The organism is Bacillus cereus group sp. BfR-BA-01356, from assembly GCF_022663635.1.
GTDB classification, from domain to species: Bacteria; Bacillota; Bacilli; order Bacillales; family Bacillaceae_G; genus Bacillus_A; species Bacillus_A cereus.
In genome coordinates this window covers 78,131-97,005 of sequence record NZ_JAKUFX010000007.1, presented here as the reverse complement: position 1 = coordinate 97,005, position 18,875 = coordinate 78,131, and the positions used below count along the sequence as shown (strand labels likewise).

Genomic DNA, 18,875 nt, shown 5'->3' with positions numbered 1-18,875 from the left:
GCCGCTTTTGCCTTTGCAGCTGCTGCTGCCTTCGCCTTGGCTTTCGCTTTTTCTTCTTCCGTTACTTCTTCGGTTCCTTCTCTTTTCTGTTTCGCTAACGCCGCCGCTTTTGCTTTTGCGGCTGCTGCTGCCTTCGCCTTGGCTTTCGCTTTTTCTTCTTCCGTTACTTCTTCGGTTCCTTCTCTTTTCTGTTTCGCTAACGCCGCCGCTTTTGCTTTTGCGGCTGCTGCACGTCGCTTTGCTTCTTCTATAGTAATATCATCATTTTTTGGTAGCGCTTTCTCTTTTTCTCGATCTTCCTCCTCAAGTTCACTTATTTCCGCCTCGTGTTTCGCTACAAGGCGTTTTCTCGCTTCTTCTTTCGCACGCCTAGCTGCTTCTTTTTTCAGATCCTCTAAATCTTTATTTGGATTACTCATTTATTCGTCACCTGCTTTCCGGTCTTTGCCTCGTAACGAATTTTCTCTTTTAATTTATTAATTCCATAGATTAAAGCAGCTGGATTTGGGGGACAACCAGGAATATACACATCAACTGGTACGATTTGGTCTACACCTTTCACAACAGCATATGAATTTACATACGGACCACCTGCTGTCGCACAAGATCCCATCGCAATAACCCATTTCGGTTCGGGCATTTGATCATATAAACGCCGAACAATAGGAGCCATCTTCTTCGTTACTGTTCCCGATACAATCATGACGTCCGATTGCCTTGGTGAAGTTCGAAAAAATGACCCAAATCGATCTAAATCGTAATGTGATGAGCCTACCCCCATCATTTCAATTGCACAGCATGCCAGTCCGAATGTCATCGGCCATAAAGAGTTGCTCCTCGCCCATCCTTTCAACTGTTCCAATGTAGAAAAAAAGATATTTCGTTCTAATTCTGCTCGCTCATTTGGATGTAATTCCTCAAAATTTATAACCATTGTAACACCTTCTTTTTCCAAGCATACGCTAATCCAACTAGCAACATTACAACAAAGATGAGCATTTCAATTAATGCAAATAAACCTAGCTTGTCATACGCAACAGCCCAAGGATATAAAAATAAAGTTTCTACATCAAAGATCACAAATAATAAAGCGAAAATATAATAACGAGCATGAAACCGAATATTTGCATCATGAAAAGGCTCAATTCCACTCTCATACGTCGTCGCCTTTGCTGCACTTGGTTTATTTGGGCGCAGCATCCTTCCTAATGTAAGAGCCACTACCGGCAGCAATATACCTAATAGCAAGAAAATCAAAACGATCATATAACTATTTTCATATACACTTGCCATTGTGAAACCCTCCCCCCTAAATTAAGAACAAGTTCACATAGTAAACAATATGTCCTAGTTGCAGTAATTATTATTTTTAAATTTTTCTAAATAATGCAACTATTCTAATCATTATAGCAAACTTCAAATTCCTATGTCGATATGTTGGGAGACAGAAACAAGAATTATTAAAATCTATCTTTACAACTTGCTATAATTGTGCAAAATAAATATAAAACTTATATATGCTTTTCAAGAAACCGTAGGTGATATAAATGAAAAAACAAACACATGTAAGTATTCTTATAAGCATTGTATTGCTGTCTATAACGCTTCACTATGTAGCAATGCCTTTTGTATATGAATACTCATTTCCTTTTCAGCTATTAATTGGAACGAGCACCCTATTAATTGATATTATCGCTTGTAGTTATATACTTTATTTTTCAAACATGAAAGAAGGGCTATCTCGTTTATTTTGGATCATATTATCTGTTGGAGCTCTCTCTTATTTTATCGGTGATATAGTCGTTGCCTATCAGCGTTTAATTGTAAAGGACTTCTATACGTTCGTTGATCCATCTGACTTTTTTTACTTACTTTTTTTAGTTAGCTTTACGTTTGCCTTTCTATACGAAATCATTTATAACCGAGATTTATTAGAAAAACTTTTTATGCTATGTGATATTTGTATTATCGTTACAGCCCAATTTACTTTAAGTTACTACTTACTTATTGAACGAACTATTCATATCTTTACAACATCCTATATCGACATATTTGTTCAACTTACCTATCCAATGGCTGATTTACTCTTTCTCTTAATAGGAATCAACCTTTTATTCAAACCACTATCCTTATTACCTAAAAAGGTCGGTGCACTTCTTGGCAGTGCTTTAATTTTATATGCTACTACAGATGCGATTTATGCTTATATAAAATACTTCATACCAGAGTATTCTATGTTTACAGTTACTCCTTTCTATCAAGTAACCTTAGTACTAGTAGCAATCGCCTGTATTCTCCATACAAAAAAGCCTGAAAAACAAGAACAAGTACTACTAACACCTAAAATTGGCGAATCAATCCGATTATCATTACCGTATATTTCGGTAGTAATGCTTATTGTTTTTATATTAGTTGAATACGTTTTTGCGCCTATTATAGTAATCGGACTTATAATAACTTTTTCTTTCGTTCTCATACGTCATAGTTTAGTTCGAAAACAAAATAAAATATTATTGATCGCTCAAATGCAATTCAACTCAGAACTCGAGAAACAAATTAAACTACGTACAGAAGATTTAGTAGAACAGAAAAATGAACTCTATCATAATCAACAAATGTTTAAATCTTTATACGAGCATCATCCAGATCCAATTTTCACATTAGATTTGTACGGTAATTTTCTCAAAGTAAATAACGCTGGTACTACTTTACTCGGTTATCAAACGAATGAATTATTAAACCAGCCTTACTATTCACTCATATACGAAGAAGATTTAGAAGAAATGATTAACGCCTTTCATCGCGTGAAAAAGGGATATTCTATTTCTTTAGAAATACGGGCTTACCATAAAAACAGAGATATTTACTACTTGCACGTTACCGCCGTACCGATCTTTTTAAAGGAGAAAATTTCTGGGGTTTATTTAATGATTAAAGATATTACGGAAAGCAAACAACAACAAGAACAAATCAACTTCCTAGCATACCATGATACTTTAACAGAGCTTGCAAATCGTCGTGCATTTCATCAACATTTAGAACAGGCAATTGCGCGAGCAAAAATATCGAAAAAGCCTTTTGCTGTTATGTTTCTCGACCTAGACCGTTTTAAAGTTATTAATGATACCCTCGGTCATCGAGTAGGAGACCTATTGCTCATCGCAGTAGCAAAAAGGCTCGAAAGAATAGCAACATCAAATATGAAACTCGCGCGGCTAGCTGGGGATGAGTTCACAATCCTTATCGAGAATTACAAAAAAAAGCCAGATGTCCAAAAAATAGCTGATAGGATTGTAGCGGCCATGAATGAGCCATTTGAAATCGAAAATCAACATTTACAAATCTCACCGAGCATCGGAATTGCAATATATCCTGAAGCAGGTGAAGATGCGCTATCCATTTTGCAGCATGCTGATATGGCCATGTACGAAGCAAAGAATAAAGGAAAAAACGGTAGCTCTCTTTACACGAAAGAACTATATAAAAAAATGGAACGAAAAGCTCGAATTGAAAAAGATTTGCCAATCGCTTTAGTAAACAAAGAATTTTATCTCGTTTATCAACCACAAATTGATACGACAACAAATAAAATTATCGGTGCTGAAGCTTTAATACGTTGGAAACACCCACTATTAGGTGACATTTCACCATGTGAGTTTATTCCAATTGTAGAAGAGACGCCACAAGTAGTCCCACTTGGACATTGGGTATTACAAGAAGCTTGTCTCCAATTAAAAATATGGCATACCTTTGGCTACCAAAATTTAAAAATAAGTGTTAATTTATCCGCAAAAGAATTCCGGCAAGATCAATTAATCGAAAACATTTCACAAATATTAAACGACGTGCAAGTCGATCCAAAATATGTAACACTTGAGTTAACAGAAAGAATTGCAATGATTGACGAGAAAGAAACGTTATTGAGACTGAAGCAATTAAAAGAGTACGGTATCCAAACTTCCATTGATGACTTCGGTACTGGGTACTCTTCTCTTGCTTATTTATCAATTTTTCCAATCGACACATTAAAAGTACCGAGAGAATTTACACAATTAGCTGATCATCGTCCTGAAGAACGAGCCATCGTTTCTACAATTCTTTCCCTCGCGAATACTTTAAATCTTTCAGTCGTTGCCGAAGGAATTGAAACCGAAAAACAACTTAAGTTTCTGCAAAAACATAACTGTAAATATATGCAAGGTTACTATTTCAGTAAACCACTTACTAGTAATCAATTTATAAAGTTTCTACAAAAAACCCCCAGTATGAACAAATAATTCATACTGGGGGTTTTATAGTGCTAAATTTTTTTCTCATAATATTCTTCTGCAATCTCTTCGTAAAAAGCTGCAGATGTCGTATAGAAATATGGAATTAACCATAAGAATCCAATCCCTAACGTAATACAACTTAATATAAACCAGCCAATAAAACTTAAACATAAAATGAAATACTCCATCTTATGTCCATCCATCATACGACGACTTTCTGTAATAGCTTGGTTCAGTGAATACTCAGGATGATCGTTTATAATAAAGTACGTCATCGCATAAGAAAATGATTTAATAATACCTGGAATAATGAACAATAACGTCCATAAGAAAAGATAAAGATTTACTAATAAATATAATAAAAATGATTTTAGAAATCTCTTTCCCTCTGAAAACCAAATGAATACATTACCAATACTAGCTTGCTTTTCACGAAGGATATTTAAACCAAGGTAATATCCACCTAAAGTTAACGGTCCAGTAACAAAAAATGAAAGAATATTCGTTGAAAGTGAACCATTTGTTTTTTGCCAACCGAAAATTAAAGAAAATCCCCAATCAACACTAAAACTAAAAGCCGTGATAAGAATTGAAATGAGTAGTGTAGCTCCAACAGCTAATCCCCATTTCCCTTCTAATGAATCTAGTGCTTCTCCTTTTAAATCACTAATCATGCGTAGCCTCGCCTCCTATACACAATAATTCTATTAGTATAGCATGTTCCTATTGAAATTCACCTTTTGAAATGTAGCGATAAAAGTGTGCTGTCGTCGTACTCATATACGGACTAAGCCAAAGAAATCCTATTCCAAAAGTAAGCAGCGCTAAAATAGCCCATCCTATGAAGCTCAGCCATAAAAGAAACAAATCTAACTTATGACCCTTCATAAGATTCTTACTTTCCTTCATCGCCTGCGAAACACTATATTCTGGATTTTCAATCATCACATAGTACGTCAGTGCATAAGAAAAATACATCACAATCATACCAACAATTGAAATTGCTAATAGTACGAAGAAAGCTATTGCAAATGACGTATTCCCTTCTTCACCTAACAATGCAAATAAGCCTATTAACAGCATCGGAATCCATGTACCTGTATATAACAAAATCGCAAGCATTGCCCACATTGTTTTCATCATTCTTTTAAAGCCACGAAATCCTTCGAATAAGTAATCTACTTTAGCATCTTCTCGTTTACTAATCTGTAAAAATACATTTGTATAACCATATGACGTAATCCCATACGATGCGTTACTCAAAATTATCATAATGCAATAAAAAATTCCAAAGGTAATACCTGCTCCAATTGACATCGTTTCCTCTTCAAATGATCCAGTTAAGCTTACAACTGAGAGAAATATAATAATTCCTGGAATTAATAGTATAAGCATTGCAGCCAGCGAAACAACATAACTTAAAATAAAATATAAAATTGTTGATCCAACACCTAGTCCCCATTTTCCCTTTAAAGAGTACAATGCTTCTCGCTTCATTTCACCAATCATTGATCCATCCCCTTTATGAAATATAAATTGTTGTACACTTCTACTTATACAAGCATCAATATAATTATACCAGTTTTGTAAAATTATCCATAAAATACACAAAAAAAAATCCGTAAAGGCAAAGCCCTTACGGATTTTTTTACTTCATATCGGAAACGTTCAAACGGTTCACAGCACGTTGTAATGCCATTTCTGCACGTTTAAAGTCAACATGTGCTTGTTTATCTTGCAGACGTTGCTCAGCGCGACGCTTCGCTTCATTTGCGCGATGGATATCGATATGGTTTGCTTCTTCAGCAGATGATGATAATACAGTCACTTTATCTGGACGAACTTCGATAAAGCCACCGCTTACTGCTACATAATCAGTGTGTCCACCATTTTTCAGACGAACTGCACTAATTTTTAATGGTGCAACAGTTGGAATGTGGCCTGGTAAGATCCCCATTTCCCCACTCTCTGCTTTTACACTTACCATTTCTACCTCTTTTTCGTAAACCGGTCCATCAGGAGTTACAATACTGACTGGAAATGTCTTCATACTTCGTCCCTCCTAAGGCCTTACGCCATCATTTTCTTCGCGTTTTCAATAACTTCTTCAATGCCACCTACTAAGCGGAATGCATCTTCTGGAAGGTCATCATATTTTCCTTCTAGAATTTCTTTGAAACCACTAACTGTATTCTTTACAGGTACGTAAGAACCTTTTTGACCTGTAAACTGCTCAGCTACGTGGAAGTTTTGAGATAAGAAGAATTGAATACGACGAGCACGATGTACAACTAACTTATCTTCTTCAGATAACTCATCCATACCTAAGATAGCGATGATATCTTGAAGCTCTTTATAACGTTGTAAAGTTTGCTGTACTTGACGAGCTACTTCATAATGTTCTTCTCCTACGATTTCTGGAGAAAGTGCACGAGATGTAGATGCTAATGGATCTACGGCTGGGTAAATACCCATTTGCGTTAAACGACGCTCTAAGTTTGTTGTTGCATCTAAGTGAGCGAACGTTGTAGCTGGTGCTGGGTCAGTATAGTCATCGGCTGGTACATATACCGCTTGGATAGACGTGATAGACCCTTTATTTGTAGATGTAATACGCTCTTGTAATTGACCCATTTCTGTTGCAAGTGTTGGTTGGTAACCTACCGCAGATGGCATACGACCAAGAAGGGCAGATACTTCAGAACCCGCTTGCGTGAAACGGAAGATGTTATCGATGAACAGAAGTACGTCTTGTCCTTGCTCATCACGGAAATGCTCAGCCATTGTTAAGCCTGTTAATGCAACACGTTGACGTGCTCCAGGTGGCTCGTTCATTTGTCCGAATACCATCGCAGTTTTCTTGATTACGCCAGAATCGCTCATTTCGTGGTATAAGTCATTACCCTCACGAGTACGCTCACCTACACCAGCGAATACAGAGATACCACCGTGCTCTTGTGCGATGTTGTTAATTAATTCCTGAATTAATACTGTTTTACCTACGCCGGCACCACCGAATAGGCCGATCTTACCACCCTTAATGTAAGGAGCAAGTAAGTCTACTACTTTAATACCAGTTTCAAGAATTTCTACTTTAGTAGATAATTCTTCGAATGCAGGTGCTTGACGGTGAATTGGATCACGATGTACATCTGCAGGAACCTCACCATCTAAGTCAATTGCATCACCTAATACGTTAAATACGCGACCAAGTGTTACATCACCAACTGGTACAGAGATTGGTTTACCAGTATCTTCTACTTCTGTGCCACGAACAAGTCCATCTGTGGAAGACATTGCAACTGTACGAACTGTATCATCACCTAAATGAAGTGCAACTTCAAATGTTAAGTTAATACTTCCGTTTTCGTTGCTTTGTTTTACCGTAAGGGCGTTGTAGATTTCTGGTAGCTTTCCGCCATCAAACTTAACGTCTACAACCGGACCCATGATTTGCGTAACGCGCCCTTTATTCATCGGGTTCCCTCCTAGCTTTCTTTTAATTAGCCAACTTTCTACGAGCAGCTAGCTTTTAATTTTTTATTGGTTTATAGCTTACGCGACTCTTTTGACAGAGCCGCTTCCGCTTTTTAATACTATTCTAACGCTGCTGCTCCACCAACGATTTCCGTAATTTCTTGCGTAATCGCTGCCTGACGCGCACGGTTGAATGAAAGTGTAAGTGAATCGATAACTTCCATTGCGTTGTCTGTAGCACTCTTCATTGCTGTCATACGCGCTGCGTGTTCACTTGCTTTACCGTCTAGTAATGCACCGTACACTAAGCTTTCTGCGTATTGTGGCAATAGTACTTTTAAAATTTCTTCTTCAGAAGGTTCGAATTCATAAGCTGTCGTCGGTTTGTCAGACGCCACATCAGTAAGCGGTAAAATTTTATTTTCCGTTACCTCTTGTGAAATTTTACTTACGTAATGGTTGTAGTAAATGTACAGCTCATCATAAGCACCATCTGCAAACATCGCAATTGCTCGAGAAGCAAGGTCTTTAATATCAGTAAATGATGGGTGGTCAGATAATCCAACTACTTCATCAATAATGTTAAAGCCGCGACGTTTTAAATAATCACGTCCTAGTCGTCCAAGCACAATAATAGAATATTGGTTTGAATCCATATTATGACGTTCACGAATTACGTTACTTACTGTACGTAATACGTTACTGTTATAACCACCTGCTAGTCCGCGATCAGACGTAATAACGATGTATCCTGTACGCTTTACAGGACGCGCATTTAGCATTGGATGATTAATCCCTTTGCTTCCTTGCGCAATGCTCGCTACTACTTCTTGAATCTTTTCCATATATGGAACGAAAGATTTAGCATTTTGCTCTGCACGGTTTAACTTAGATGCAGATACCATCTCCATCGCTTTCGTAATTTGACTCGTTTTCTTTGTCGAGTTAATCTTCGCTTTTATATCGCGTAAAGATGCCACAGGTTTTCACCACCTTTTTTCCGGAAGTTGGCACGATTAGTAAGAATCCTCTTCCTAATCTACGTTGCAAGATATTCTTGCTCATGATTGAAGGAAAAGAATAGGTGCACCTACTCTTTTCCTTTACATGACCTTTAGCAATCTCAGAGCCCGAGATGCCTTTTATATATACTATCTAGCTCCAGCGGCTTGAATGCTCGGTGGCTTCACTTCTTCCTACGAGGCAAACACCGCCTCTTCGTCAGAAGCTCCATCCCCCTCACATTCAGAACGAGCCGCTTCCGCTTTTATTAATCTAGTTCCGCCTCCTAGCCCCTTTCGTCTAAGAACCTTCCCCACAAGAAGGTAAAAAGCACCTTCTGTGAGAAAGAACCTTAGCCGATGAGGCTGAACAGTCGGCTTCACTTTTTATTATTATTCAGAAGCTACGAATACTTTTTTAAATCCATTGATTGCTGCTGCAAATTTGTCGTCATCCGCAAGTTTCTTAGTTGTGCGGATTTCTTCTAATAAGTCAGTCGCATTAGAATCTAACCAAGCATGGAATTCTTCTTCAAAACGAGTGATATCTACTACTGGGATATCATCTAGGAATCCACGTGTTAAAGCGTAAAGAATGATAACTTGTTTCTCTACACGTAATGGTTTGTGTAATCCTTGTTTTAATACCTCAACAGTACGAGCACCACGGTTTAATTTCGCTTGAGTTGCTTTATCAAGGTCAGAACCGAACTGAGCGAACGCTTCTAACTCACGGTAAGATGCAAGATCAAGACGAAGTGTACCTGATACTTTACTCATTGCTTTAATCTGAGCAGATCCACCTACACGAGATACAGAAGTACCCGCATCGATCGCTGGACGTACGCCAGAGAAGAATAGGTCAGATTGTAAGAAGATTTGTCCATCCGTAATAGAAATTACGTTTGTTGGGATGTATGCTGATACGTCCCCTGCTTGTGTTTCGATGAAAGGTAGTGCAGTTAAAGAACCGCCGCCTTTTGCATCACTTAATTTTGCTGCACGCTCTAATAAGCGAGAATGTAAGTAGAATACATCCCCTGGGTAAGCTTCACGACCTGGAGGACGACGTAATAGTAATGACAGCTCACGGTAAGCCGCTGCTTGTTTTGATAAGTCATCATATACTACTAATACGTGTTTACCATTGTACATGAACTCTTCACCCATTGTTACACCAGCGTAAGGAGCTAGGTATAATAATGGAGCTGGTTGAGAAGCAGATGCAGTTACAACGATTGTGTACTCTAATGCACCGTGCTTACGTAGTGTTTCTACTACGTTACGTACAGTTGATTCTTTTTGTCCAATTGCTACATAGATACAAATCATATCTTCATCTTTTTGGTTAATGATTGTATCAAGTGCAACCGCTGTTTTACCAGTTTGACGGTCACCGATGATTAACTCACGTTGACCACGGCCAATTGGTACAAGAGCATCGATCGCTTTAATACCTGTTTGAAGTGGCTCATGAACAGATTTACGATCCATTACACCTGGTGCTGGACTTTCAATTGGACGAGTGTTTGTTGTATTGATTGGGCCTAAACCATCAACTGGTTGACCTAATGGGTTTACAACACGACCAATTAGTTCTTTTCCTACCGGTACTTGCATGATGCGACCAGTACGACGAACTTCGTCACCTTCACGAATTTCTGTGTAAGGTCCTAAAATGATAATACCTACGTTGTTTTCCTCTAAGTTTTGTGCTAGTCCCATAACGCCGTTAGAGAACTCTACAAGTTCACCAGCCATAACGTTATCAAGACCATGAGCACGCGCGATACCGTCACCAACTTGGATAACTGTACCAACATCACTAACTTCGATTTCAGACTGATAGTTCTCGATTTGTTGCTTTATCAGTGCGCTAATTTCTTCAGCTCTGATGCTCATGTGCTTCACCCCTATCTATTCTTCATTAATTCACGCTGAATACGTGCTAATTTTCCTTGTAAACTTCCATCATAAATGCGATTTCCAATACGTACTTTAATGCCGCCTAGTAAATCTTCATCTACAACATTTTTCACGCGAATTGCATCTTTTCCTGTTCTCTTCGCAAATGCTTCTGCAATGTTAAGCTTCTCTTCTTCTGATAGAAGACGAGTAGAATATACAGTTGCGTCCGCTACGTTACGTTCTTCATTAGCAAGAACAACATATTCATCTGCAATTTCAGGTAAGATATCAATGCGTTTGTTATCAATTAAAATATATAACGTATTTAAAATAGATTCAGAAACAGATCCGAATACGTTTGCAAGAAACGTTTTCTTTTGTTCCTTTGAAATGTTCGGTTGCGTTAAAAAGCTATGTAGTTCTCCGTTCTTTACATAAACGTTTTGTACAAGGCGTAATTCCTCTTCAAACATTTCTAATACGTGTTTTTCTTTAGCAATTTTAAAAAGAGCGACAGCATAACGTTTTGCTACAATCCCATTGCTCATCGCGCTTCTCCTACTTCTTTAATATAATCGCGAATTAACTTCACTTGATCTTCTTCTTTTAACTCTTTTTCAATTACTTTAGAAGCAATTTGAACAGATAAAGAAGCAACTTGTTCTTGTAAAGCAGCAATTGCTTGCTCTTTTTCGCGTTGAATTTCTTGTACAGCAGATGCTTTAATTGATTCTGCTTCTTCTTTCGCAGCAGCAACAATAACATCTTTTTGATCTACAGCTTGCTTTTTCGCTCTTTCGATTAACTCTTGTGCTTCAACACGTGATTGTTTTAACATTTCACGTTGTTCTTCTACTAATTTCTTCGCCTCAGCATTACTTCTTTCTGCAGCGTCGATTTCATTAGTAACATGCTCTTCACGTTCTTTCATAATTCCCATTAAAGGACCCCACGCAAATTTGCGTAGCATTACTAATAGAAGTAAGAAAATGAACAATGTATAAGCAATCGTTCCAAATGGAATGGCAGCACCTAATAATAAAGTTGGCACAAGGATTCACTCCCTTCAAAATATCTAAATTGATCATATGAAAAAAAAAGACATACGTTTCATTCATAAAGCAATGGCGAAGAAAGTTCGGAAAAACACTCTTCGCCATCTATGTAAGGGGAGTCTCCCTTATTTGTTCATTACGATGAATGCAATAACTACACCGATGATTGGAAGTGCCTCAACTAAAGCAACCCCGATGAACATAATTGTTTGAAGTGCGCCTTTTAATTCTGGTTGACGAGCAACACCTTCGATTGTACGTGATACGATAAGACCGTTACCAATACCTGCACCTAATGCTGATAAACCAATTGCAATTGCAGCTGCGATTACACCTAAACTCATTTAATTTGTCCTCCTTTGTATTATAAAAAAATAAATTTTTTCTTACTTAAATTATATTAATGGTCATGGCTTACTTTATGAGCCATATAAACCATCGTTAACATAACGAAAATAAATGCTTGGATTGATCCAACGAATACACTGAATCCCATCCATGCTAACATTGGTACAAGCGCACCTAATGCCCCAAGGACTGATGCTCCGCCCAACTTAGCAAGTAATCCTAATAAGATCTCACCTGCATAAATGTTACCAAATAAACGAAGACCTAACGTTAATGTGTTAGCAAACTCCTCAATAACCTTTAATGGGAATAAGAATTTCATAGGTTGGAAATAACCTTTTACGTACTCTTTCGTACCCTTCATCTTAATTCCATAATAATGGGTGAGGGTAACTACCATCACGGCTAATGTTAATGTAACTGCTGGATCAGACGTTGGTGATCTCCACCATGCAATATGTTCGCCAGCTTCAGTTGCTGAATACATGAATGGTAAACCAAGGAAGTTCGATACGATGATAAACATGATAAGCGTAACGCCAAGCGTTAAGAAACGTCCACCTGTTTTCCAGTCCATCGTACTATTGATAATCCCTTTCACGAAGTCAAACACCCATTCCATGAAGTTTTGCATCCCGGTTGGGCGAAGAGCTAAGCTGCGAGTTCCGATAACAGCGATTAAGAAAACAATAACTGCTGCTACAGTAACCATCATAACTGATGACAAATCGAACGTTAAACCTAGAAATTCAACTAATTTACCGTGTTCCACTAGTAATTCACCTCTCTTCCCTGCTCTTATACTCTAAATAAAGAAAATCTATGATCATGACAAGGTATCCTGTCAGCAATCCTACACCTAGGCCCCACATCGCGATTAACTCTTGATATTTGGCTGCAAATAAAATTAATAACCCAATCGTGGCGAATCTTGAATATGTACTTACCGCTGTTGCCTTGAACTTCACGTTTTCTCCATTTGTTACGCGATCTAGCAGCTTGTCTGTTCTACGTGCAATGATGCGCAAACTAAGAAAACTGAAAATCGTCCCGATAATCAGTCCAAGAAATACATCCTTGTAAGAGGTAAATCCCCATCCTAGCACTAGAAGCGCAAGCAAGTAGTACATATATTTCTTTTGTCTTTGGACAAGTCCATGTACGTCTATCATCATTGCTCTCCCGAATAGTAATGTCGAATGAGTCGAATCATTGCGTATACCCCTGTTCCTAGTCCGAGTAATAACCCTATAATAAGAAACAACGGAAACGTTCCAACCTTATTATCAATCCACTGCCCACCAAAGATTCCAACAAGAATAGAACCGACTAATTGAGCAAGAATACCTGACATTAAAGCATAAGCTTTTATATGGCTGCGATCGTTTTTTTGCAAGGATTCATCCCTCCAATATGTAACCCTCATTCACGATGTGTTAATAATAACTCATTTTTTTGCATAAATCCTATACAAAACAAAAAGTTTACATTTTCGTCACGGAATAGATGTAATTTTGTCACTGAAAGCCCTACCATCTATCCCCGTTGTTAGCATACAATAGGGTATTAACAGTGTCAACGAGAAATCGTAAAAAATCTAAAAATTTGAGTATTAGGCATTTCCTCCCAAAAATGAAAACGTTCCCCTTCTAAATACTGGTTACATATATGCAATTTCTAACAGTTTTCTCTTTATAATAGAAGGAAATGTTCACAAGTTTGTCACTATTATATTTTCGAGATATAACGCTTTTCTTCCATAATATAGTGTTCCTCAGACGTAAGACTTCTATATTATATGTGAGGTGTATGCAACTTATGTTGTATATACGATGTATATTTATCCTCTCCCCCTCCCCTACTTGCTTACAGCAAAAAAGACGAGCTGGGGAATCTCCCCTGCTCGTCAGTTGTCTTACTTCGTTCCGAATAAACGGTCACCAGCATCACCAAGACCTGGTACTACATATCCGTGGTCATTTAATTTCTCATCTAATGCTGCTACATAAATATCAACATCAGGATGTTCTTCTTGTACTACTTTTACCCCTTCTGGAGCTGCAACGATACACATTAATTTAATTTGTTTCGCACCGCGCTTTTTCAGAGAGTTAATTGCTTCAGCCGCAGAACCACCTGTTGCTAGCATCGGATCTAGTACGATAAAGTCACGCTCTTCTACATCCGTTGGAAGTTTCACATAGTATTCTACCGGTTGCAATGTTTTAGGGTCACGGTATAAACCAACGTGTCCTACTTTTGCTGCTGGAATTAATTTCAGAATTCCATCAACCATTCCTAAACCTGCACGTAAAATCGGAATTAAACCAAGTTTTTTACCAGCGATCACTTTTGTTGTCGCTTTGCTTACAGGTGTTTCAATTTCAATGTCCTTAAGTGGAAGGTCGCGAGTAATTTCGAAAGCCATTAAGCTTGCTACTTCGTCCACTAATTCACGAAAATCTTTCGTACCTGTATTCTTATCGCGAATATATGTAATCTTATGTTGAATTAACGGGTGATCAAATACATACAGTTTTCCCATGTGAATCTCTCCTTTAGATGATATTCATGCGTTTGCACGCTTTTTTACACTATTTACGATTGTAAAGAAAACGCTACTAATATTCAAGGGCAAATTTGGCAAAATCATGATTTTACAATGAATCTATCTAGTATCTTTACCAATTATGGGAGCTGTATCCTTCATTATATCGCCAAAATTTATTCATCATTTGTATACATACTTTAAAAATAATATATGTCCAAAAAAAAGACCGCCAAAACAATTAAGTCTCGGCAGTCTTCTTCAATCTATTATAGATTTGGATACATTGGGAATTTGCTAGTTAACGCTTCTACACGCTTACGTACTTCTTCTAACGCAGCTTCATTTTCATGATTTTTTAATGTATAAGCAATAAGTGACGCAATTTCATCCATTTCTTCTAAACCGAAACCACGAGATGTTACAGCTGCTGTACCGATACGTACACCACTTGTTACAAATGGGCTTGCTGTTTCAAATGGAATTGTATTTTTGTTCACTGTAATACCAACTTCATCTAATACGTGCTCTGCTACTTTACCTGTGATTTCTAAGTTACGAACATCAATCAAGATTAAGTGATTGTCTGTTCCGCCAGAAACAAGTGTAAGTCCTTCTTTTTGAAGACCTTCAGCTAAGCGGTTCGCATTGTTAATGATATTTTGTGCATATGTTTTGAAATCATCTTGAAGTGCTTCACCAAATGCAACAGCTTTTGCAGCGATTACGTGCATAAGTGGACCACCTTGAATACCAGGGAAGATTGATTTATCAATTTGTTTTGCAAATTGCTCTTCACATAAAATCATACCACCACGCGGACCACGTAACGTTTTATGTGTTGTCGTTGTAACGAAATGTGCATGTGGTACTGGATTTGGATGTAAACCAGCAGCTACTAAACCTGCGATATGTGCCATATCAACCATTAAATAAGCGCCCACTTCATCTGCAATCTCACGGAATCGCTTGAAATCGATAACACGAGGGTATGCACTCGCACCTGCAACGATTAATTTTGGTTTATGTTCTTTCGCTTTTGCTAATACATCATCGTAATTAATACGGTGAGAGTCAGCATCCACGCCATATTCTACGAAATTATATTGTACTCCACTGAAGTTAACAGGGCTTCCGTGTGTTAAGTGACCACCATGAGATAAGTTCATACCAAGTACTGTATCGCCTTGCTCTAAAATCGTGAAGTATACTGCCATGTTCGCTTGTGCACCAGAGTGTGGTTGAACATTTACGTGCTCTGCGCCGAAAATTTCTTTCACGCGATCACGTGCGATATCTTCTACTACGTCTACGTGTTCACAGCCACCATAGTAACGTTTTCCAGGATATCCTTCAGCATACTTATTCGTTAAAACAGAACCTTGTGCCTCCATTACTGCTTCACTTACGAAGTTTTCCGAAGCAATTAACTCAATCTTTGAACGCTGTCTTCCTAGTTCTGCCTCAATTGCAGCAAATACCTTTTCATCTTGACGTTTTAAATGATCCACCAAAATCCCCCTTTTCTGAACGAATTACATCGATTCCCAACAGTTTTTTCTTATTTATTCAGAAAAAACGAAAATTCAGGTTGTAATTCTTTCGAACCTTCATGTTTTCAACTACATTCTAACATGACTTTCTATATCATAAAAGAAAAAAAAGACCGAAAATCGGTCTTTTCTTTCTTCTATTATAAAGTCAGACAACATACCTTTTACCTTATGATAAACAGGTACTATATGACTTCCTAATTTCTCATATTTAACGGCAAGTGGTAGTCTCTTCCACTGCCGCATAGACAGCACGTGCTCCACCAATTAGTTTTCCACGTGTTTTGGCCATCGTTACATGCGCACTTCCAATTTCCTTCACACTTGTACGAACCGGAACAGCTACATGCTTTAAATGCATACCGATAAATGTATCACCAATATCCATTCCTGCATCAGCTTTAATAAACTCAACTACTACCGGATCTTTCAAATTGTGATACGCGTATGTCCCCAATGCACCACCTGCTGATCTAACAGGCGTAACTGTTACAATTTCAAATTGATATTTTATCGCTACTTCTCTCTCAACTACTAAAGCACGGTTTAAATGCTCACAACATTGAAACGCTAATTCAATACCTGTTTGCTCTTGAAATTGTTTTAACTCAGAGAAAATCGCCTCTGCTACTTCCATCGTTCCTGATGTTCCAATTCTTTCGCCTAGCACTTCGCTCGTGCTACAACCCACTACAAAAACTTGACCGCTTTGTAATGAAGCTTGTTCTTGGAAATCAGAAAGCGACATTTGTAGCTGTTCTCTTACCTTTACGATTTCTGTCATTACGCCTCTTCCTTTCACAGGTTGGTTCACCAAATTATATTTCACACTACTGATAGTTAGAATCTATTACTTTGTTTCGTATGTTTTAATTTTTCCTACGCGGTTTTCGTGACGACCACCTTCATAATCAGTTGTTAACCAGATTTTCGCGATATCACGCGCTAGACCAGCACCAATTACACGCTCGCCCATTGCTAGCATGTTAGTGTCATTATGCTCTCTCGTCGCTTTAGCGCTGAAAGTATCATGAACTAACGCACAACGGATACCATTTACTTTGTTTGCTGCGATTGACATACCAATGCCTGTCCCACAAACTAAAATACCACGATCTACTTCACCATTCGCTACCATTTCAGCTGCTGGAAACGCAAAGTCAGGGTAATCAACAGAACCAGCTTCACATTCACAACCTAAATCAACATATTCAATATTTAACTCTTCTAATAAACTTACAAGTTCTTTGCGGATATTCATACCGCCGTGATCAGATGCTATTACTACTTTCATTTTTACCCCTCCAAAGTTTCAATCAATTATCTTCATTTCACACTCGCTACCTCATATAGGAAGAAGTGATCTCCAATATCGTATTATACACGAAACATCAACCTACTGAATGTTTTTTCAGTAAAGTTTGTACAAGTTTTTCCATTTCATCTAACGTTTCTTTATAAATAGAAAGCGAGCCTCCAAATGGATCTGAAATGTCCTTGCCTATACCTTCAGTTAATCCATATAACGTATTTAATTTCTTTTCAACGCTCGGATAATGCCCAAGTACAATTTGCTTATGGTTTTCTGTCATCGTTACGACAATATCAGCCCAATCAAGCAAAGTTTCATTTACTTGCTGCGCCGCATGATCAATTGAAATTCCTTTTTCAGCTAAAGCTTCCTTCGCATGTACCGATGCATCGCTCCCAGGATAGGCGAAAACACCAGCAGATTGCACTTCAAACTTATCTCCTCCGTGATGACGAAGCAACGCCTCAGCCATTGGACTACGACATGTATTGCCAGTACAAACAAATAACACTCGTTTCATTCAAACCCACCCCTATATTCGATTTCTTATCATTCATCATAACTTACATTAGAATAGAACAAAAGAAATGTGAATATACAAAAGGCGCATTTCTCTTATATTTTTTCTAAGAAAAATGCGCCTTATCCACATATATGTGAAACCCTATTTCCAAGTGCCTAGAGTATTTTAACATACATACTGAACACGCAACAAAAATAAGGAATCCATTTCATACGAAACGGATTCCTCTTATATTGCAATTATTTCATTGTAACTTTCATTACTTCTGTTGAACCTTTTGTAGCTGCTACGCCTACAGTTGTCTTAATAGACTCAGCTGCATCTGTGTTTGTAATAACAATTGGAGTAATTGTGCTTTTCGCTTTTTCACGGATTAATTCTAAGTCGAATGAGATTAATTTATCTCCAGCTTTTACAGCTTGGCCTTCAGAAACGTGAGCTTCGAAACCTTCACCTTCCATTTTTACAGTTTCTAATCCAACGTGGATTAAAATTTCTGTACCGTTTTTCGCTTTAATTCCGATAGCATGTTTTGTGTGGAATAATTGTACGATTTCACCATCAACTGGAGATACAACTACACCTTCAGTAGGATCGATTGCAACACCGTCACCCATCATACGACCAGCAAATACTGGATCTGGTACTTCTTCAATATTTTTCACTGCTCCAGTTAATGGAGCTACGATTGTTTCTTCATTTGTTTTTGAACCAAGACCGAATAATTTTTTAAACATAGGATAGTCCTCCTTATAATTTACCTAAAAGTTTATAGGGCAATCCCTAGTAAAGCTCGGGATACATGTAAGACTTCATACTTCGAATATTATACTGTAAAAACGCTTTCGAAATAAATTACGTCATTACTAATAGACTCTT

The 18,875-nt window shown here is 37.8% G+C and carries 23 protein-coding genes and 1 pseudogene; 1 reads left to right on the top strand and 23 read right to left on the bottom strand.

The window, feature by feature from the left end; translation table 11 throughout:
• The 3 genes and pseudogenes from MR168_RS04795 to nuoA all read right to left on the bottom strand — a co-directional run.
• Positions 1–419, bottom strand: a pseudogene (locus MR168_RS04795) (NADH-quinone oxidoreductase subunit C); the annotation flags it as partial.
• Positions 416–934: an NADH-quinone oxidoreductase subunit NuoB gene (gene nuoB / locus MR168_RS04790; RefSeq protein ID WP_000236331.1), complete on the bottom strand. Its 519-nt coding sequence runs from the start codon at positions 932–934 to the stop codon at positions 416–418. The gene nuoB and the pseudogene MR168_RS04795, both read right to left, overlap by 4 nt.
• Complete coding sequence (gene nuoA / locus MR168_RS04785) at positions 925–1,293, bottom strand: NADH-quinone oxidoreductase subunit NuoA (protein ID WP_000179273.1); 369 nt, start codon at positions 1,291–1,293, stop codon at positions 925–927. Before nuoA ends, nuoB begins: the two co-directional genes overlap by 10 nt.
• A 254-nt stretch (positions 1,294–1,547) precedes the next feature.
• Between nuoA and MR168_RS04780 the strand changes: the two genes are divergently transcribed.
• Positions 1,548–4,277 carry an EAL domain-containing protein gene (locus MR168_RS04780; protein ID WP_000745011.1) on the top strand — a complete coding sequence of 910 codons (2,730 nt, stop codon included), beginning with the start codon at positions 1,548–1,550 and terminating at the stop codon, positions 4,275–4,277.
• A 23-nt stretch (positions 4,278–4,300) separates the two neighbouring features.
• Here MR168_RS04780 and MR168_RS04775 read toward each other — a convergent pair whose 3' ends face one another.
• The 20 genes from MR168_RS04775 to MR168_RS04685 all read right to left on the bottom strand — a co-directional run bounded on the left by MR168_RS04775 (position 4,301) and on the right by MR168_RS04685 (position 18,733).
• Entirely contained in the window at positions 4,301–4,945 is a 645-nt protein-coding gene (locus tag MR168_RS04775; protein ID WP_000622462.1) for a DUF975 family protein, read from the bottom strand.
• A 49-nt stretch (positions 4,946–4,994) separates the two neighbouring features.
• A complete protein-coding gene (locus tag MR168_RS04770) occupies positions 4,995–5,780 on the bottom strand; it encodes a DUF975 family protein (RefSeq protein WP_000578820.1) in 786 nt (261 codons plus the stop codon).
• Between the two features lie 139 nt (positions 5,781–5,919).
• A complete protein-coding gene (gene atpC, locus MR168_RS04765) occupies positions 5,920–6,321 on the bottom strand; it encodes a F0F1 ATP synthase subunit epsilon (protein WP_000847211.1) in 402 nt (133 codons plus the stop codon).
• 20 nt (positions 6,322–6,341) lie between these two features.
• Positions 6,342–7,748, bottom strand: a complete 1,407-nt coding sequence (gene atpD / locus MR168_RS04760) for a F0F1 ATP synthase subunit beta (protein WP_001032593.1) — start codon at positions 7,746–7,748, stop codon at positions 6,342–6,344.
• A gap of 119 nt (positions 7,749–7,867) precedes the next feature.
• Complete coding sequence (gene atpG / locus MR168_RS04755; RefSeq protein ID WP_000157696.1) at positions 7,868–8,728, bottom strand: F0F1 ATP synthase subunit gamma; 861 nt, start codon at positions 8,726–8,728, stop codon at positions 7,868–7,870.
• A gap of 216 nt (positions 8,729–8,944) precedes the next feature.
• Positions 8,945–9,067, bottom strand: coding sequence for a hypothetical protein (locus MR168_RS33305; protein WP_000521150.1), 123 nt, complete (start codon positions 9,065–9,067; stop codon positions 8,945–8,947).
• 75 nt (positions 9,068–9,142) lie between these two features.
• Positions 9,143–10,651 carry a F0F1 ATP synthase subunit alpha gene (gene atpA, locus MR168_RS04750; RefSeq protein WP_000027518.1) on the bottom strand — a complete coding sequence of 503 codons (1,509 nt, stop codon included), beginning with the start codon at positions 10,649–10,651 and terminating at the stop codon, positions 9,143–9,145.
• 11 nt (positions 10,652–10,662) lie between these two features.
• The gene (gene atpH / locus MR168_RS04745) at positions 10,663–11,205 is read right to left on the bottom strand and encodes a F0F1 ATP synthase subunit delta (protein WP_000064683.1); all 543 of its coding nucleotides are present in this window, start codon (positions 11,203–11,205) and stop codon (positions 10,663–10,665) included.
• Positions 11,202–11,708 (bottom strand): F0F1 ATP synthase subunit B, encoded by a 507-nt coding sequence (gene atpF, locus MR168_RS04740; RefSeq protein ID WP_001142618.1) that lies wholly within the window; start codon positions 11,706–11,708, stop codon positions 11,202–11,204. The genes atpH and atpF overlap by 4 nt, the downstream gene beginning before the upstream one ends.
• Before the next feature lie 129 nt (positions 11,709–11,837).
• Positions 11,838–12,056, bottom strand: coding sequence for a F0F1 ATP synthase subunit C (gene atpE / locus MR168_RS04735; RefSeq protein ID WP_000052064.1), 219 nt, complete (start codon positions 12,054–12,056; stop codon positions 11,838–11,840).
• A gap of 56 nt (positions 12,057–12,112) precedes the next feature.
• A complete protein-coding gene (gene atpB, locus MR168_RS04730; RefSeq protein ID WP_000399871.1) occupies positions 12,113–12,832 on the bottom strand; it encodes a F0F1 ATP synthase subunit A in 720 nt (239 codons plus the stop codon).
• 7 nt (positions 12,833–12,839) lie between these two features.
• On the bottom strand, positions 12,840–13,232 hold the full coding sequence (locus MR168_RS04725; protein WP_000567600.1) for an ATP synthase subunit I: 393 nt from the start codon (positions 13,230–13,232) through the stop codon (positions 12,840–12,842).
• Positions 13,232–13,456 (bottom strand): AtpZ/AtpI family protein, encoded by a 225-nt coding sequence (locus tag MR168_RS04720; RefSeq protein ID WP_001171223.1) that lies wholly within the window; start codon positions 13,454–13,456, stop codon positions 13,232–13,234. The genes MR168_RS04725 and MR168_RS04720 overlap by 1 nt, the downstream gene beginning before the upstream one ends.
• A 26-nt stretch (positions 13,457–13,482) precedes the next feature.
• On the bottom strand, positions 13,483–13,596 hold the full coding sequence (locus MR168_RS04715; protein ID WP_000232962.1) for a DUF4024 domain-containing protein: 114 nt from the start codon (positions 13,594–13,596) through the stop codon (positions 13,483–13,485).
• Between the two features lie 379 nt (positions 13,597–13,975).
• Entirely contained in the window at positions 13,976–14,605 is a 630-nt protein-coding gene (upp, locus tag MR168_RS04710) for a uracil phosphoribosyltransferase (protein WP_000517539.1), read from the bottom strand.
• Positions 14,606–14,877: 272 nt separating this feature from the next.
• Positions 14,878–16,119, bottom strand: coding sequence for a serine hydroxymethyltransferase (gene glyA, locus MR168_RS04705; protein ID WP_000349806.1), 1,242 nt, complete (start codon positions 16,117–16,119; stop codon positions 14,878–14,880).
• Positions 16,120–16,372: 253 nt separating this feature from the next.
• Positions 16,373–16,945 (bottom strand): TIGR01440 family protein, encoded by a 573-nt coding sequence (locus MR168_RS04700; protein WP_000136386.1) that lies wholly within the window; start codon positions 16,943–16,945, stop codon positions 16,373–16,375.
• A gap of 66 nt (positions 16,946–17,011) precedes the next feature.
• Positions 17,012–17,455 (bottom strand): ribose 5-phosphate isomerase B, encoded by a 444-nt coding sequence (rpiB, locus tag MR168_RS04695; protein ID WP_000869547.1) that lies wholly within the window; start codon positions 17,453–17,455, stop codon positions 17,012–17,014.
• A gap of 97 nt (positions 17,456–17,552) precedes the next feature.
• Positions 17,553–17,993, bottom strand: a complete 441-nt coding sequence (locus MR168_RS04690; protein WP_000832373.1) for a low molecular weight protein arginine phosphatase — start codon at positions 17,991–17,993, stop codon at positions 17,553–17,555.
• Positions 17,994–18,235: 242 nt separating this feature from the next.
• Positions 18,236–18,733 (bottom strand): PTS sugar transporter subunit IIA, encoded by a 498-nt coding sequence (locus MR168_RS04685; protein ID WP_000473665.1) that lies wholly within the window; start codon positions 18,731–18,733, stop codon positions 18,236–18,238.
• Positions 18,734–18,875 lie beyond the last annotated feature (142 nt).

Bases quoted from the DNA above. Each gene is read 5' to 3' on its own strand.
- MR168_RS04725 (WP_000567600.1), bottom strand. From the start codon at position 13,232: ATGATAGACGTACATGGACTTGTCCAAAGACAAAAGAAATATATGTAC.
- atpE (WP_000052064.1), bottom strand. From the start codon at position 12,056: ATGAGTTTAGGTGTAATCGCAGCTGCAATTGCAATTGGTTTATCAGCA.
- rpiB (WP_000869547.1), bottom strand. From the start codon at position 17,455: ATGAAAGTAGTAATAGCATCTGATCACGGCGGTATGAATATCCGCAAA.
- atpD (WP_001032593.1), bottom strand. From the start codon at position 7,748: ATGAATAAAGGGCGCGTTACGCAAATCATGGGTCCGGTTGTAGACGTT.
- MR168_RS04770 (WP_000578820.1), bottom strand. From the start codon at position 5,780: ATGATTGGTGAAATGAAGCGAGAAGCATTGTACTCTTTAAAGGGAAAA.
- MR168_RS04775 (WP_000622462.1), bottom strand. From the start codon at position 4,945: ATGATTAGTGATTTAAAAGGAGAAGCACTAGATTCATTAGAAGGGAAA.
- MR168_RS04690 (WP_000832373.1), bottom strand. From the start codon at position 17,993: ATGAAACGAGTGTTATTTGTTTGTACTGGCAATACATGTCGTAGTCCA.
- MR168_RS04715 (WP_000232962.1), bottom strand. From the start codon at position 13,596: ATGGTAGGGCTTTCAGTGACAAAATTACATCTATTCCGTGACGAAAAT.
- MR168_RS04685 (WP_000473665.1), bottom strand. From the start codon at position 18,733: ATGTTTAAAAAATTATTCGGTCTTGGTTCAAAAACAAATGAAGAAACA.
- nuoA (WP_000179273.1), bottom strand. From the start codon at position 1,293: ATGGCAAGTGTATATGAAAATAGTTATATGATCGTTTTGATTTTCTTG.
- nuoB (WP_000236331.1), bottom strand. From the start codon at position 934: ATGGTTATAAATTTTGAGGAATTACATCCAAATGAGCGAGCAGAATTA.
- atpH (WP_000064683.1), bottom strand. From the start codon at position 11,205: ATGAGCAATGGGATTGTAGCAAAACGTTATGCTGTCGCTCTTTTTAAA.
- MR168_RS04780 (WP_000745011.1), top strand. From the start codon at position 1,548: ATGAAAAAACAAACACATGTAAGTATTCTTATAAGCATTGTATTGCTG.
- atpA (WP_000027518.1), bottom strand. From the start codon at position 10,651: ATGAGCATCAGAGCTGAAGAAATTAGCGCACTGATAAAGCAACAAATC.
- atpC (WP_000847211.1), bottom strand. From the start codon at position 6,321: ATGAAGACATTTCCAGTCAGTATTGTAACTCCTGATGGACCGGTTTAC.
- upp (WP_000517539.1), bottom strand. From the start codon at position 14,605: ATGGGAAAACTGTATGTATTTGATCACCCGTTAATTCAACATAAGATT.
- MR168_RS04700 (WP_000136386.1), bottom strand. From the start codon at position 16,945: ATGACAGAAATCGTAAAGGTAAGAGAACAGCTACAAATGTCGCTTTCT.